Source organism: Caulobacter sp. SSI4214 (assembly GCF_012184455.1).
Classification (GTDB): Bacteria; Pseudomonadota; Alphaproteobacteria; order Caulobacterales; family Caulobacteraceae; genus Caulobacter; species Caulobacter vibrioides_E.
This window is the reverse complement of the sequence record NZ_SZWJ01000001.1, coordinates 90,524-106,351: the sequence shown is the minus strand read 5'-3', so window position 1 is coordinate 106,351 and position 15,828 is coordinate 90,524. Positions and strand designations below refer to the sequence as shown.

At 66.7% G+C, this 15,828-nt stretch carries 12 protein-coding genes; 9 read left to right on the top strand and 3 right to left on the bottom strand.

Annotation, left to right across the window (positions count from 1 at the left end):
• The first annotated feature begins 9 nt into the window (after positions 1 to 9).
• Genes FCU40_RS00410 through FCU40_RS00400 form a run of 3 tightly spaced genes read left to right on the top strand, consistent with a single transcriptional unit; the run spans position 10 to position 3,956 of the window.
• Positions 10 to 1,191: an aromatic ring-hydroxylating dioxygenase subunit alpha gene (locus FCU40_RS00410; protein ID WP_168072137.1), complete on the top strand. Its 1,182-nt coding sequence runs from the start codon at positions 10 to 12 to the stop codon at positions 1,189 to 1,191.
• A gap of 37 nt (positions 1,192 to 1,228) precedes the next feature.
• Entirely contained in the window at positions 1,229 to 2,728 is a 1,500-nt protein-coding gene (locus tag FCU40_RS00405; protein WP_168072135.1) for an AMP-binding protein, read from the top strand.
• Between the two features lie 10 nt (positions 2,729 to 2,738).
• Complete coding sequence (locus tag FCU40_RS00400) at positions 2,739 to 3,956, top strand: cytochrome P450 (RefSeq protein WP_168072133.1); 1,218 nt, start codon at positions 2,739 to 2,741, stop codon at positions 3,954 to 3,956.
• A 19-nt stretch (positions 3,957 to 3,975) separates the two neighbouring features.
• Here FCU40_RS00400 and FCU40_RS00395 read toward each other — a convergent pair whose 3' ends face one another.
• A complete protein-coding gene (locus FCU40_RS00395; RefSeq protein WP_054508488.1) occupies positions 3,976 to 4,662 on the bottom strand; it encodes a helix-turn-helix domain-containing protein in 687 nt (228 codons plus the stop codon).
• Between the two features lie 220 nt (positions 4,663 to 4,882).
• On the opposite strand from FCU40_RS00395, the gene FCU40_RS00390 reads away from it, so the two are divergent.
• From FCU40_RS00390 to FCU40_RS00375, 4 genes are all read left to right on the top strand, one after another.
• The gene (locus FCU40_RS00390; RefSeq protein WP_168072131.1) at positions 4,883 to 7,333 is read left to right on the top strand and encodes a TonB-dependent receptor; all 2,451 of its coding nucleotides are present in this window, start codon (positions 4,883 to 4,885) and stop codon (positions 7,331 to 7,333) included.
• Positions 7,334 to 7,397: 64 nt separating this feature from the next.
• Positions 7,398 to 7,715 (top strand): 2Fe-2S iron-sulfur cluster-binding protein, encoded by a 318-nt coding sequence (locus FCU40_RS00385; RefSeq protein WP_168072129.1) that lies wholly within the window; start codon positions 7,398 to 7,400, stop codon positions 7,713 to 7,715.
• A gap of 22 nt (positions 7,716 to 7,737) precedes the next feature.
• Entirely contained in the window at positions 7,738 to 9,348 is a 1,611-nt protein-coding gene (locus FCU40_RS00380) for a GMC family oxidoreductase N-terminal domain-containing protein (RefSeq protein WP_168072127.1), read from the top strand.
• Entirely contained in the window at positions 9,345 to 10,343 is a 999-nt protein-coding gene (locus tag FCU40_RS00375) for an acyl-CoA dehydrogenase (protein ID WP_168072125.1), read from the top strand. The genes FCU40_RS00380 and FCU40_RS00375 overlap by 4 nt, the downstream gene beginning before the upstream one ends.
• A 19-nt stretch (positions 10,344 to 10,362) precedes the next feature.
• Here the strand turns inward: FCU40_RS00375 and FCU40_RS00370 are convergent, their stop codons facing one another.
• Both FCU40_RS00370 and FCU40_RS00365 read right to left on the bottom strand, forming a co-directional pair.
• Positions 10,363 to 11,571, bottom strand: a complete 1,209-nt coding sequence (locus FCU40_RS00370; RefSeq protein ID WP_168072123.1) for an acyl-CoA dehydrogenase family protein — start codon at positions 11,569 to 11,571, stop codon at positions 10,363 to 10,365.
• The gene (locus FCU40_RS00365) at positions 11,568 to 12,995 is read right to left on the bottom strand and encodes an aldehyde dehydrogenase family protein (RefSeq protein WP_168072121.1); all 1,428 of its coding nucleotides are present in this window, start codon (positions 12,993 to 12,995) and stop codon (positions 11,568 to 11,570) included. The genes FCU40_RS00370 and FCU40_RS00365 overlap by 4 nt, the downstream gene beginning before the upstream one ends.
• Before the next feature lie 126 nt (positions 12,996 to 13,121).
• Between FCU40_RS00365 and FCU40_RS00360 the strand changes: the two genes are divergently transcribed.
• Both FCU40_RS00360 and FCU40_RS00355 read left to right on the top strand, forming a co-directional pair.
• Positions 13,122 to 13,544 (top strand): GFA family protein, encoded by a 423-nt coding sequence (locus tag FCU40_RS00360; protein ID WP_168072119.1) that lies wholly within the window; start codon positions 13,122 to 13,124, stop codon positions 13,542 to 13,544.
• A complete protein-coding gene (locus FCU40_RS00355) occupies positions 13,541 to 15,775 on the top strand; it encodes a CoA transferase (RefSeq protein WP_168072117.1) in 2,235 nt (744 codons plus the stop codon). The genes FCU40_RS00360 and FCU40_RS00355 overlap by 4 nt, the downstream gene beginning before the upstream one ends.
• Positions 15,776 to 15,828 lie beyond the last annotated feature (53 nt).

Genomic DNA, 15,828 nt, shown 5'->3' with positions numbered 1-15,828 from the left:
GAGGCGATCATGGACGTCGTCGCGGAACGGAAACCCGAACATCGCAAGGTCACGACCCTCGCCGCGCTCAACGCCAACCAGCAGGCCGCCATCCGGAAGATCCCCGCCGAGGTCGATGCGGTGGTCGAGCCGCTGGAGGCCACGCGGCCCAACGCGATCTTCACGGGCCAGGCGCGCTTCGACGCCGAGCAGGCCCGAATCTTTCGCCGCTTCCCGGTCCCGGTGACCCTGTCGGCGCTTCTGCCAGAACCGGGCATGGTCACGGCTCATGACGGCTATGGCGTACCGCTGATGATCGCCCGCGCCAAGTCGGGCGAGGTCAAGGCCTTCGTCAACGCTTGCCAGCACAAGGGCTCTAAGCTGCTGGAGGACTGCGAGGTCCACAAGCGAGGGCGGGTGACCTGCCCGTACCATGCCTGGACCTACGGCATAGACGGCAAGCTTATCGGGGTGGCTCGCAATGAGGCCTTCCTGAACCTGGACAAGGACAAGCGCGGCCTGGTCGAGCTGCCGGCCCGCGAATGGGGCGGGGTCATCTATGTCCAGCTAGACGGAAATCCGAACCCGGACTGGTCGCAGTTGAGCGACCAGATCGCCGCCGACTTCGCCTCCCTGGGCATTCCCGACGCCCATGTCTATGGCCGCAAGACCTTCGAGCTGAAGGCCAACTGGAAGGTGATCCTGGAGCCCTTCCTGGAGGGCTATCATGTGCAGCGCCTGCATGCGGCCTCGATCGGCGACCTCTTCCAGGACGCGCCCAACATCGTCGACATGTTCGGCGTCAATATTCGCCAAGTCTCCGGGCGTATCGGCTATGTTCCGGCGATGCTGGACGAGGATCCGGCCCAGAACATCCATAAGCTCGTGACCCACGCCTATACGGCGTTCCCGAACTGCGTGGTCGTGACCAGTCAGTATTATACCAGCGTGATGATCCTGATGCCGCGCGCGGCCGGGCGCACGACGGTCGAGTACTTCATGCTCACACCCGGCGCGCCGACCACGGACAAGGCCCGCGAGGTGTTTGCGCGGTCCTACGAGCTGATCCTGAACGTCTTTGGAGGCGAGGACTTCCGCGCCGCGGAGATCAGCCAGGTTGGACTGGAGGCCGGCGTGCCGAGGGAGACCGTCTACTGCGGGCTCGAGAGCAACATCGTTCGCTACTACGAGGCGCTTGAAGCGCTGCTTTGACCGCGAGGCCGGCGAAGACCGGCCAGGGAGGAATTTCATGGCGCAGACCTTGCCGGACGCGATCGCTTGGTGGGCTCGAATGCGGCCCGACCAGCCGGCCGTCGTTCTGGATGGCGATACCCTGACCTATGCCGATTACAAGGCGTGGTCCGATCGGGTGGCGGCCATGCTGATCGCCGACGGCCTGGCGCCTGGCGACCGGGTCGCGGTCTGTTCGCTCAACAGCTTGGCCTACTGCGCGCTGATCATGGGCGTCATCAGGGCCGGTGGCGTCGTGAGCCCTGTCAACTTCCGCTACACGGCGCGCGAGATCGCCGAGCTCTGCGAGGACACCGAGCCGCGCTTCGCCTTCGCGACGCCCGAATTCGCCGAAAAGATGAACGTGACGAACGCCCGCGCGCGATCGTTCGCCGAGATCGAGGCGTTGCGCGAGGGCGAGCCGGCGGTCGTCGATCGTGACCTCGATCCCGAGGCCCGCGTGGTCATCATCGCCACCTCGGGCTCGACCGCCAAGCCCAAGGGCGTGGTGTTCACCAACCGCTCAATGACGGCCTACGCCGCCAACTGGGCGCTGGAGGAGACCTCGACGGCGGCCGGTTCGCGGATCATCAGCCTGGCCCCGCTCAACACCTCGGCCGGCTTCGTGCAGCTGATGCACTACCTCACCCAGGGCTGCACCCTGTTCATGGTCCCGCGGTTCGAGCCCGCCGAGACCCTGAAGTTGATCCAGGAAAAGAAGATCACCTGCTTCGCGGCGGTGCCGGTTTTCTTCGAGGCGATCTCGGCCTTGCCTGAGTTCGACGCGGCGGATCTGTCGTCGCTTCGACTGGCCACCGTCGGGGGCGCGCGGGTCAGTCGAGCCCTGCTGGAGCGGTACAAATCCAAGGGCGTGATCCTGCGTCAGATCTACGGCCAGACCGAGGTGGGGGGCAACGCCACCATCATGCCGGCGCACCTGGCGCTGGATGAGCCGGACAAGTGCGGTTGGGGCGGCCTCTTCATCGAGCTGCGGGTGGTGCGTCCGGATGGAAGCGACTGTGCGCCGGGCGAGACGGGCGAGATCTTGATGCGCTCGCCCGGCATGATGAAGGAATACTGGCGCAATCCCGAGGCCACGGCCCAGGCGATCCGGGACGGCTGGCTCTATTCCGGTGATATTGGGGTGTTGGACGAGCGCGGACTGCTGACCTTCGTCGATCGCCTGAAGGACCTGATCATCTCAGGCGGCCTGAACATATCGGCGGCCGAGGTGGAGCGCGTGGTCTGCGAATTCCCGGGCGTGGTCGAGGCCCTGGCCATCGCCGCTCCGGACCCCAAGTTCGGCGAGACTCCGATGGTCGTCTATCACGGCCCGGTCGAGGTGGATGTCGAGGCGCTGATCGCCCACTGCAACGACAATCTCTCCAACTACAAGGTGCCCCGGTACGTCGCCTATTCGGCCGAACCGTTGCCGCGCCTGGCCACTGGAAAGCTCTCCAAGCCCGCCGTGCGCGAAGCCTATGCCGGCGCGCATCAGACCCTTGCCCGCGTCCGCTAAGGAGGCCTTCATGAACGCGCCCGCCAACCTGACGGCCAAGTCGCCGGCCCACGTCCCCGATCATCTGGTGTTCGACTTCGACATCTATGGCGACGCTAGGATCGGCGAGGATGTCCAGGGGGACTATGCCAGGACCTTGGCCGAGGCTCCGGACATCTTCTGGACCAACCGCAACGGCGGCCATTGGATCGCGAAGGGTTTCGACGCCATCACCGCCGTCGTCACCGATCCCGAGCACTTCTCGGTGCGCGAGATGCAAATTCCGCGCGTTGAGAACCCGCCGTTCTTCATTCCACTGAGCCTGGATCCGCCGGAAAATCTGCCCTATCGGCGGGCGATGATTCCGATGTTCGGCCCGGTCGCGATCAAGACCCTCGAGCCTCGCATCCGCGAATGGGCCGCCGAGATCGTCGGCCGCGTCGTCGACAAGGGCGCCTGCGACTTTCAGGTCGAGGTCTCGAAGATCTTTCCGGTGACGGTGTTCATGGAGCTGATGGGCATGGACCTGTCGCGGCTCCAGGAGTTTCGTCATCTGGCGGAGGGCTTTTTCGAGGTCCAGAACGACGCCGCCGAACTGGGGCGTCTCAGCGCGCAGATCCTGGGAATCCTCAAGGCCCTGATCGACGAGAAACGCGCTAATCCCGACGACAAGCTGATGAGCCATTTCATCACGGTCGACATCGACGGGCGGACCATGAGCGAGGACGAGATCCTTGCCATGAGCTTCGTGCTGTTCCTGGGCGGCATGGACACCGTGACCAACGTCACTGGCTTCGCCTACCAGCAGTTGGCCCAGATGCCGGACGTACAGGCCCGTCTGGCCGCCGACCCGTCGCTGATCCCGGCCTTCGCCGACGAGGCCGTTCGACTCTACGGTGTGGTCAACACCCCGCGCTTGGTGGTCAAGGATCGTGACATCGGCGAGGCCCGCCTGCGCGAAGGAGAGATGGTCCTGAACGTCCTCTGCGTGGGCAGCCGCGACCCGCGCAAGTTCGAGGCGCCCAACGCCTTCGATCTGGATCGCAAGCGCGCGGCGCACCTGACCTTCTCTTCGGGGCCGCACCTGTGCGTCGGCCATGTGCTGGGCCGAGCCGAGCTGCGTATCCTGACCGAGGAGTGGCTGAAGCGGATTCCCGCGTTCGAGGCCACGCCGGGCCAGCGGCATGCGTTCCGAATGGGCACGGTGATGGCGCTGGAGTCGCTACCGCTGCGCTGGCCGGCCTCTTAGGTCCTAGACTTTCAGGCGTCTAGGAAGCCAGCGCCGCGTCAGGCGTCTTGGCGCGGTCCAGTTGCTGGCTGTCGCTGACCGGCTGGCCGAGCGAGCCGCGCCGATAGCGCTCGGCCACGCCGGTGAAGAAGATCCGCAGGGTTTCGACGAACAGCGCTTCCTCGTCTCGGAACGGATTGACTTCGAGAGCCTTGGCCAGGCGTGGCAGCTTTTCGGCGTCGGCCTCTGGCATCGGCGCGATGCCCCTGGCCTCGGCGGCGGCGGCGAACAGGGCGGAGCCGAACGTCAGCTTCTCGGTTCCCTCGATGACCGCCATGTGGAACTCGGGCGGGTAGGGGTCGCTGCCGGCGGCCTCGTCATAGGCGGCCAGCAACAGGTTGCGGGGAAAGAACTGCAGCATCAGAAGCGCCGCGTTCGGATGTCCGAGCAACGACCGGCGCGCCGAAACGCACAAGGTGATGATCCGCTCCTCGTAGGGCAGTTCGGTCTTCTCGAGGCCGGGCAGGTTCAGCAGCAGCAGGCGGGCGACTTCCTCGAGAAGCGCCGCCTTGTCGGCGAAATGGTGATACAGCGACGGCGCTTGCACGCCCATCTTGGCCGCGACCCGCGCCAAGCTGAAGCTGGATAGGCCCACCTCGTCGATAACGGCCAGAGCCGCCTCCGCGGCGCCGCCGCGAGAAATCAGGGGAGAGGAGGGACGAGCCAAAAAACCGTTCCAATCATTGAAGAGTCTCATTTTTGCATTCGCGTGATCCCGGCTCAAGCGGGCCGTGTGGCGAAGAGGCGCTTCCTCGGAGATAGGCGCACGCAATGATTTTAATCAATCGATGAAGTAAAAATCGCCAAATCCTGTTGACCTCTAACCTACGGCTATTAGGATTAGGTTTAGGTCCCGGTAGTGGGCCATGGGAGAGGGAGCTCCGGAAATGACGGGGAAGGGCTATCGCGCGGGCCTCATGGCCGCCTGCGCCACGATCGCATTCGGCGCCGAATGGGCGTTAGCGGCTCAGGCCATGGCCAAGGAAGGGCCCGCGCCAGACGCGGTCGCCGCGTCGCAACCGGCGCCGACCGTAACGGAGGTCGGCGAGATCATCGTCACCGCGCGCCGTCGCGACGAACGCCTGATCGACGCGCCGGTGGCCATCTCGGCCTTGGGCGGTAAGGCGTTGGCGACCTATTCGGTCACCAAGGTTTCCGACCTCGCGACCATGGTGCCCAGCTTGATCGCCGGCAAGGCGGCTTCGGGCTCGTCGGCCAGCATCTTTCTGCGTGGCGTGGGGTCGACCGCGCTGAGCGCCGGCTTCGACCAGTCGGTGTCGTTCGTGATGGACGGCCTGCCGATGAGCCGCGGTCGCGAACTGAGTCTTCCGCAGTACGACGTTCAACGCGTCGAGGTGCTGAAAGGGCCGCAGGCTCTGTTCTACGGCAAGAACACGACGGGCGGTCTGATCAGCATCGTTTCCAACGACGCGACGAAAACGCCCGAGGCGGGGATCAAGGCCGGCTACGGTTTCAAGGCCAAGGACCGCTATGTCGAAGGCTACGTCTCCGGTCCGCTCACCGACACGCTGCGCGCGCGCCTGGCCGGTCGCTATTCGAAGTCGGATGGCGCCTTCACCAACAGCGCGGCCCAGACCTATCTCGACCCGCTGGGAATGCAGCGCCACCGCAACAGCGACAAGCGCGGCGGTCAGGAAGTCTATAGCGTGCGCGGTACGGTCGACTGGGACGCGTCCGAAAACCTGACCTTCCAATTCAAGGCGGGTCTGACCAGTCTCAAGGACGGCGGGCCAACCGACACCTTGGAGCGCATCTGTGGCGGCGGTCGCACGACCCCGTTCGCGGCCAACGGCGTTCCGCCCAGCCCGAACGCCGACTGCGCCATCAACGGCGTGGCCGACAGCTCGACCCTGCCGGCCCAGGTCGCCGCCGCGAACTATCGCTACGCTCGCGACGGCAAGATGTACGCCGACTTCGCTTCCCAGTTCGCGGCGCTGACCAGCAACCTGACGCTTGGGAAGTTCGGCATCACGTCGATTACCTCCTACTATCACTTCAAGCAGACCGACCTGAACAACGTGTCGGGGGAAGCCTATCCGGCCTCGTTCTCGCAATTGGCGGACTTCGAACAGTTCGCCGAAGAGGTGCGCGTGCAGTCGAAGTTCGAGGGGCCTTTCAATGTGTTGTTCGGCGCCTTCTACGCAAAGGGCGATTTCGACTTCAACACCGACGCCTACATCTTCCCCGTGCCCTTGGATCCGAACACCGGGACATACACGACCTTCAAGCGGAACAACGGCTTCAACAGCAAGTCGTTCTCGGTCTTTGGCGAAGGCACCCTGAACCTAGCCAGCAAGATCGAGCTGTCGGCCGGCGCGCGCTGGTCGCACGAGGCGCGGGATTCCTACCAGTATTCGCTGCCCGCCAACGCCGCCTTCGCGGCCGTGTTCCCGGGTAACATCCGTCTCGCGGATAAGTTCAAGGACGACAACCTCTCGCCGCAGGTCAGCCTGCGCTACAAGCCCGAAACCGACACCACGATCTACGCGGCCTACAAGCAGGGCTTCAAGTCGGGCGGATTCAACATTTCCCAGGCCTTGACCCCCGCCGCGAGCGTCGCCGCCGGCCGCTTCGGCAGCGAGACCGCCGAGGGCGAGGAAATCGGTCTGCGGACGATCCGTTTCCATCATGACGTGCAAGTGAACATCACGGCGTTCGACTACCTCTACAAGAACCTGCAGGTGCAAACCTTCGATCCGCAGTCCGTGTCGCTGATCGCGGCCAACGCCGGCCGCCTGCGCACGCGGGGCGTCGAGGGCGATGTCAACTGGCGCGTCTCCGCGGTCCCGGGGCTGAGCCTCCGCGCGGCGGCCGCCTACGACGATGTCAAGTACGAGGACTATGTCGGTCAATGCTACAGCGGTCAGACGATCGCCCAAGGCTGTAACCAGCAGATGGTGGGCGGCGCCTATACGGCCCAGAACTATGACGGCCGCACGCCGCCCAAGGCTCCCAAGTTCGCGGGCCGCGTTGGCGGCAGCTACGAGCGGGAGCTGAACGAACGGATGACGCTGCGCCTATCCGGCGACGTCAGCCGCACCAGCCGGTACAACTTCACCGACACGCTGCGGCCCGACGGGTGGCAGTCGGCCTTCACCAAGGTCGACGCGTCCGTCAGCGTCAGCGGCCCGGACGACCGCTGGACCCTGGCCCTGATCGGCAAGAACCTGACCAACGCGCTGGTGGTGACCTCGGCCAACGACATTCCGTTCGCCGGCGGTACGGGCACCGGCACGAACACCGGCGTCTTGGCCGACATGTCCGCCTTCGTCGAGAACCCGCGCGAGATCATTCTCGAACTGTCGCTGAAGTTCTGACGATCACGAGCGGGCGTCTCCCCACGCCCGCTCGTTCCCTTCCTCCAAAGATTGAAAGTTCCTCTTGCCCAGCTTGACCGTCATCACCCGCGACTCGACCCGGCGCCAGATCGAGGCCGAGGTCGGTCTCAGCGTCATGGAAATCATCCGCCGAGCGGGAATCGACGAACTGGTGGCCCTATGCGGCGGCTGCTGCTCGTGCGCGACGTGCCACGTTTATGTTCGCGATGAGGACCTCGACCGCCTCACGCCCGTGGCCGGCGACGAGAACGATCTGCTCGACAGCTCCGAACACCGCCTCGATCGCTCGCGTCTGTCCTGCCAGCTTCGGTTCGAAGCCAGCATGGACGGCCTGGAAGTCGCGATCGCGCCGGAAGACTGACACCCCATCGGGAGATCCGGCCATGGCCGACTACGACTATGTGATCGCCGGGGCCGGGGCGGCCGGCTGCGTGCTAGCCTATCGACTGAGCCAGGACCCCTCGGTGCGCGTGGCGCTGATCGAGGCGGGACCGCGCGACAACCATCCTTTCATCACAATGCCCAAGGGTCTGGCGAAGGTCATGGCCGACCCCAAGCATCTGTGGGCCTACGCCAGCAAGCCCGAAGCCTCGACGGCGGGGCAGTCTGAAGTCTGGGTGCGCGGCCGGGTGCTAGGGGGCTCCACCTCGGTCAACGGCATGATGTATGTGCGCGGCCAGCCCGCCGACTTCGACGCGATCGCCGACGTTTCCAGCCAGGACTGGAGCTGGGAGCACATTCAGGAGGCCTACCGCGCGCTCGAGAGCCATGAGCTCGGTGGTAACGAGACGCGCGGGGCGAACGGGCCGCTGAAGGTCTCGATGCCCACGCTGAGGGATCGCCTGTCGGCGGCGCAGATCGCGGCGGGCCAGGCGCTGGGCTGGACGTTCAAGAGCGACATCAACGCTCCCGATGACGCTGTGTCGATCGGGTATGCGCCACGCACCATTCACAAGGGCAAACGTCAGAGCGCCGCGACGGCCTTCCTGCGGTCGGCCGAGAAGCGGGTCAATCTGACGATCTTCACCGAATGCACGGTCGCGCGCGTGCTGTTTGAGGACAAGCGCGCTATCGGCGTCGAGGCGTTGCGCGACGGCGCGATCCAGATCATCCGGGCTCGGCGCGAAGTGATCATCTGCGGCGGCGCCATGGCCAGCCCCGGCATCCTGGAGCGCTCCGGCGTTGGCGACGCCCAACGTCTGACCCGGCTGGGCATACCGGTCGTCCACGACAATCCCGAGGTTGGCGAGGGTCTGATCGAGCATCGCGGCGTGATCATGCAGTGGAAGCTGAGACAGCAGGTCTCGCAGAATCGCGAGTTCTCCGGTTGGCGGCTGCTGCGGGCCACGGCGCGCTACTACCTGACCGGCGATGGTCCCATGTCGTCCGCGGCCTACGAGTTGGGGGGATGGTTCAAGACGCGGCCGGGGTTGAACCGTCCCGACGCCCAAATGCTGATCGCGCCCTACAGCTTCGACTTCGCCAAGCAGCGCACGGCGCTGGAGCCGTTCCCGGGCATGAACGCGGTGGTCTATCCGCTGCGTCCGACCTCGCGCGGGAGCATTCATATCGAGACCACGGATCCGGACGCCGCCGCGCGGTTCTCGCCGAACTACCGCGCCACGGAACAGGACCGACTTGCGATGGTGGGCGCTATCCGGGTGATGCGCGACTACGCCGCCCAAGCGCCGCTGGCCGACCTGATCGCCGAGGAGACCATGCCCGGGGCGGCCTACCAGACCGACGCCGAGATCCTGGCCGCCTACGACCAGTTCGGCACTTGCGGCTATCACGCGGTGGGCAGCTGCCGAATGGGGGCGGACGAGGCGTCGGTGGTCGATCCGCGCCTGCGCGTGCGCGGGGTCGCGGGTCTGCGGGTGATGGACACCTCGATCATGCCCGCCATTCCGGCCGGCAACACCAACGGTCCGACCATGGCGATGGCCTGGCGCGCCGCCGACCTGATCCTGGCCGATGCGAAGGCGGCGGCATGAGCTTCGACCACGTTCAACTGAAGAACGCCCTGCTGGGGCGGTTGTCGAAAGCGGATCCGGCGGAAGCTTGGCGCGAATTGCTGGCGGCCGGCGTGCTTGGGCTCCGGGCGCCGGAGGCGCGGGGCGGTCTGGGCTTGGCCTTCGCCGATGCGGAGCCTGTCCTGGAGGCGTTGGGCGAGCTGTGTCTGCCGACACCATTTCTGGAGACCGCGATCATCGCCGCGGGCATCATGGCGCGGACGGCGAGGCAGGACGCCTTGCTGGCCGAGATCGCGCAACGCGGCGCGGTGGTGGCCGTCGCCGGTCTGGAGCGCGCCGATACGATATCCGCCGTTCGGAATGGCGACGTCTGGCGCTTGCGCGGCGAGGCCAAGGTCGTGGTCGACGCCCCGGCGGCGCGGACGTTGCTCGTCGCCACCGACGCGGGCGTGTTTCTCGCGGATTCGAGCGCGGCGGGTCTATCCCCGCGGCCTGTGGCGACGATCGACGGGCGCATGGCCGCCGACATCACCTTCTCCGACGTGGAGGTCTCGACGCCGATGGCCGTCGACCTCGATCTCGTCCGCGACGAGGCCGTCGCCGCTCTCTGCGTCGAGGCCGCCGGCCTGATGCGCCGGCTGGTGAGGGACACGGTCGAATACGCCAAGCAGCGTCGCCAGTTCGGTCAGGCGCTGGGCCAATTCCAGGTGGTGCAGCACCGCCTCGTCGACATGAATATCCACGCGCGCCGGGCCTCGGCCATCGCTCGCCGGGCGGTCGCCGCGATCGACGGGCATCCGTCCGCGCGCGCTCGGATGGTCAGCGCCGCCAAGGTCACGATCTGCCGCGGCGGCCGCTTCGTCGGCCAGAACGCGGTCCAACTGCATGGCGGCATGGGCATGACGGAAGAGTTGCCGATCGGCCGCTGCTTCAAGCGCCTGACGGTGATCGAGGGGCAGTTGGGCGGCGCCGATTATCACTTGCTGAGGTTCTCGGTGACTGGCGCGGCGGCCTGAGCCGCCGCGCCTCCTTTTGTCACAGACCTAGCTCCGCCTTGGCCAGGATTCCGCGCTGGATCTCGTTGGCGCCGGCGTAGATGGTGCCGGCGCGTTCGTTCAGGTAGCGTAGCGGCGCGATCGCTTGCCAGACTTCGCCGCTGGCGTGGTCATCCTGGGGCATGGGATGGCCGATCACGGGCCCGCCCGGAACGGCGACGCCAGGCTGCCAGGCGCGGGCCAGGGGGCCGGCCGCCTCCAGCGCCAGCTCGGTGACCCGCTGCTGCAGCTCGGTGCCCAGGATCTTCATCATCGAGGCGTCCGTGCCGATAGCCTTGTCCGCGGAAAGCGCCGACAGGATCTCGGCCTCCAGGGCGTCCAGCACCTCGACCTCGACCTCGGTCTCGGCCACGCGGGCGGCCAGCAGCGGATTGGCCGCCAGCACCTCGGCGGCGTCGCGGCGCAGAGCGGCCAGCTTGACCTGCAGTTCGGGGGCGTAGGCGCTGCCGCCGCGTTCGTACTCCAGGAGATATTTCGCTACCGTCCAGCCCTGGCCAAGCCCGCCGACAACGTTCTCGATGGGCACGCGGACCTCATCGAAGAACACCTGGTTCTGGACCGCCTCGCCCGAGGACATGACGATCGGGCGAACGGTGACGCCGGGGCTCGTCATGTCGATCAGCAGGAAGGTGATGCCCTGCTGCTTGCGGCCGCTGGCGTCGGTGCGCACCAGGCAGAACATCCAGTTGGCGACATTGGCGTGGGTGGTCCAGATCTTGGTTCCCGTGCACACCAGATGATCGCCGTCGCGCTCGGCCTTCATGGCCAGGGCGGCGAGGTCCGAGCCGGCCTGGGGTTCGGAATAGCCCTGGCACCACAGGTGCTCGCCGCTGAGCATCCGGGGCAGGAAGAACACCTTCTGGGCCGGATCGCCGAACGCCATGATCGCCGGGCCGACCATGTTGATGCCCAGGGGCGAGGTCGGGGCTCCGGCCAGCAGCCGCTCGCGGGCGAAGATGTAGCGTTGGACCGCCGACCAGCCGCAGCCGCCATACTCGACCGGCCACGACGGCGCGGCCCAGCCCCGCTTGTAGAGCAAGGCTTGCCACTCCAGCTGGGCCTCGTGGTCGCAATAGACGCTGGTCATCAGCGTTCCCGCGCGCCGCAGCTTGGGCGTCAGCGCTTGATCGAGGAACGCTCGAACTTCATCGCGGAAGGCGGCGTCCTCGGGAGAGAGGTCGGCGCTCATTTGCCGGCCTTGGGGATGTAGATCGCCTTCGGACGTGTGAATTCCAAGAGGCCCGGCAAGCCGTTTTCCTGGCCGAAGCCCGACTGCTTGGCCCCCGCCAGCGGCGTGAACGGCGTCGACTGGAGGTTCTGGTTGATCCAGACCGTGCCGGTGTCCAAACGATGGGCGATGGCGACAGCCTGCTCGACATCGGCCGACCACACCGCTCCAGCCAACCCGTATTCGGTGTCGTTGGCGCGGCGCACCACGTCATCGATGTCGCTGAATTTCAAAAGCGGCAGCACCGGGCCGAAAGCTTCCTCGGTGACCACGCGCGCATCGTCCGGGGGATTGTCGACCAGGGTCAGGGGCACGAAATAGCCGCGTTCGGGGACCGCGCCGCCCTCCAACAAGGTCAGGCCCTCGCGACGGGCTTCCTCGATCAGGCCCACGACCCGAAGGTATTGCGGCTCGTTCTGCACCGGACCGTAGCGCACGCCCTGCTGGGTCCCGTCACCGACCGGGAGATCCTTGGCCAGTTGGTGCAGGCGGTCGCGCAGACGGTCGTAGATGTCTTCGTGGATGAACAGTCGCTTGGTCGCCACGCAGACCTGGGCGGTGTTGTGGAAGGCGCCTTCGAACAGCTGCGCGGCCACGGCGTCGACGTCGACGTCGGGCAGCACGATCGCGGCGTCGTTGCCGCCCAGCTCAAGGGTGATGCGCTTGAGGTCGTGAGCCGCGCTTTCCATCACCCGGCGCCCCGTCGCGGTCGAACCGGTGAACGAAATCTTGGCGAAACCCTTGTGGGCGGTCATCAAGGGGCCAAGTTCGTCGCCGCCGCAGATGACATTCAGAACGCCAGGCGGAAAGACGTCGGCCAGCAGCTCGCCGATCCGCAGGGTCGTCAGGGGCGTGAACGGCGACGGCTTCACCACGATGGTGTTGCCGGCCAGCAGGGCGGGACCGATCTTCCAGATCGCCAGAAGAACGGGGAAGTTCCACGGCACGATGGCGCAGACCACGCCCAGCGGCACATGATGCACCTCGATGCGTCGCGTGGTGGTGTCCTCGGTGACCTCGACGGGGATGTCCAGCATGGTCCCGGCCTTCAGCCACATGGCCGCGCCCTTGATCTCGGCGGCGGCGCCGGGGAGGGGGCGGCCCTGCTCGCGCGTGAAGAGCGCGGCCAGCTCGTCGGCGTGGTCGTCGATGATCCGCGCGGCCTTCACAAGAAGCGCCTTGCGTTCCGCAACGGGAGTACGACTCCACTGCTCGAACGCATGGCTTGCCGCCGCGACGGCTCGATCCAGATCGCCCGCGCTGGCGGCGGGCGCCTGGGCGAACACCTCTCCGGTGGCGGGATTGCGCACGTCGATCATCGCGGCGGTCCGCACCGCCTGGCCGTCAATCGTCAGCGCGTAGGTCTGGTTGGATGGGGTCGACATGAACGTGATCTCCTCGCCGTGGTCGCCTTCGGAGTCCATCGCCCCGCGGCCGCTTGTTGGTTCAATCTAATGACGTTAGATAAGTCCGAAATCAAGATGGCCATAGAGCCTCGGGAGGAGAGAGCGATGACCGATCAGCAAATCCTGAGCGGCGGCTGCAACTGCGGCGCCGTGCGTTACGCCTTGGCTGGTGCGCCGCTGGCGGTGATCGCCTGTCATTGCACGAGCTGCCGTCGGCAGTCGGGCGCGGCCTTTTCGGTCAATCTGATCGTCCGCGCCGATGCGATGAGCGTCGAGGGCGAACTCGCCAGCTACATGGACCCCGACACCGAAAGCGGAGCGCCGATCCAGCGGCAATTCTGCGCCGCGTGCGGCTCGCCGATCCGCTCCGTCCCGACCGCCGCGCCGAAGATGATCGCGCTCAAGGCTGGCTCGTTGGACGCGCCCGAGGCTTTCGCCCCGGCGATGCACATCTGGACCCGTTCGGCCTTGCCCTGGGTGACTATTCCGGACGGCTTGCCACGTTTCGAAAAGGGGCCGGCGGCGTGAGCGGCGTCGATCGTCCGCTCTCGGGAATCCAGATCGTCGATCTGGTGCGCGGCCCCCTCGCGGCGACCACCCGTTATCTGGCCGAGCTGGGCGCGAGCGTGACGCGGCTCGACGATGGCGAAACGGAGCCGTCCCTGGACGATCTGATAGCCAATATCGGCAAAGCGCGCGCGGCGAGCTTGACGGACGGCTTGCTGGAAAGCGCCGACGCCATTGTCTTTGACGCCGCCGGGGCGGTGGACGTGGAGGCCCTGCGCCGTCGCCGTCCGGCGCTGGTGACCATGGCGGTCAGCGACTTTGGGACCGATACGCGCTTTTCGAGCTGGAAGGGCAGCGACCTCGTTCTGCACGCGCTGAGCGCCGAGTTGTCGCGCTCGGGGATCGCCGGTCGTCCGCCGCTGCCGCCGCCGGGCCAGCTGGCCTATCAGTGCGCCGCCTCGCAGGCGGCCTACGCCCTGACCGTGTCGCTCTACCACGCGCTGCGGACCGGGAAGGGCGACCACCTGGACTTCTCGGCCCTGGACGGCGCGGTGCAGGCGCTGGATCCAGGCTACGGCATTAACGGCAGCGCCACCTTGGGCAAGCCGGCCCACCTTTTGCCGCGCGACCGTCCGCCGAAAGGCTTCCAGTATCCGATCCTGCCGTGCGCCGACGGCCACGTGCGCATCTGCCTGCTGGCCAAGCGCCAGTGGCAGGGCATGTTCCGCTGGATGGGCTCGCCGGCCGCCTTCGCCTCGCCGGAGTTCGAAAAGGTCGGCGTCCGCTACAAGTCGCCAGACCTGATCCCGGCCATCGCCGCCTTCTTCGCTGATCGCGGTCGCGCCGACCTGGAGCGCGAGGGGCAGGCGCACGGCGTGCCGATCTCGGCCGTCCTGACCCTGCCGGAGTTCATGGCTTCGGACCATGTCGCCGCGCGCGAGGCTCTGATCGAGATCGACGGGGCCAAGCTGCCAAACGGTGTCGTGACCATTGACGGCGCAAGGATGGGGCCAAGCCTCGTCGCGCCGCGCGCTCAGGCTTGGCCGGCCCCCGTCGCAGCGGGGCGGCGGGCGTTCGAGGGGCTTAAGGTCCTGGATCTGGGCGTCATCGTCGTTGGCGCCGAGCAGGGACGTCTGCTGGCCGACCAGGGCGCCGAGGTGGTCAAGGTCGAGAGCCGCGCCTTTCCGGACGGCAGCCGCCAGTCCTATCTGTCCTACGGCCTCTCGGTCAGCTTCGCCGCCGGACATCGCAACAAGCGCGGCCTGGGCCTGAACCTGCGCGATCCCCGGGGACGGGCGCTATTTCTGGAGATGGCGGCCAAGGCCGACGTCATCCTTTCGAACTTCAAACCGGGGGTGATGGAAAGCCTGGGGATCGACCATGCGACGATCTCGAAGATCAATCCGCGCATTATCATGTCCGACAGTTCGGCCTTCGGGGCCACCGGGCCTTGGGCCGAACGTATGGGTTACGGCCCGCTCGTTCGCGCCGCCACTGGCCTAACGACCGCCTGGCGCTATGACGACGATCCGGAAAGCTTCAGCGACTCCATCACGATCTATCCCGACCACGTGGCGGGCCGGATCGGGGCCATGGCGGTGACGGCCCTGCTGATCCGGCGACTGCGCACGGGACGGGGGGGCAGCGCCAGCGTCGCTCAGTCGGAGGTCATGCTGAACCACTTCGCCGTCGATGTGGCGCGAGCCTCCCTGGGGCGGACGGAGGCGGCTGCCGGGTGGCGAGACGCGGTCTTTCCGGCCGCCGGCGACGATGAGTGGTGTGTCGTGAGCGCGCCGAGCGAGCCTGCCCGCCGCGCCCTGCGCGCGGTGGTCGGCGGAGACGATCAGGCGTCGGTCGGCGCCTGGATCGCGGCGCGGACGGCGGATGAGGCCATGCATGAGTTGCAGGCCGCGGGCGTCGCGGCCGCGCGAATGCTGCGCGTGTCCGAACTTCCAGACTTCGCCTATTTTCGAGAGCGTGGCTTCTACCGCGTCGAGCGGCATCCCTATCTCGCGGAGCCCGTCGTCGCGGAGCGCAACCACGCTCGCGGAGCGGCCTTGGATGACGCCCTATCGGCTCCCGCGCCGCTGGCTGGCGAGCACACCAAGGCGTTGGTCGCCGAGTGGCTGGGTTTGTCGGAGGTCGAGGTCGAAGCGCTCGTCGACGCGGGTGTCCTGGAGCCGCTGGAGCCGGAAATCCTGGCCTCGGCGACGGCCGCTATCCAGGGCGAGGGCGATCCGAAGGTGGCTTAATGCACGCCCCTTGCTCCATGGCCTTCATGCAAACGCGAACAAGAGATGGCGCT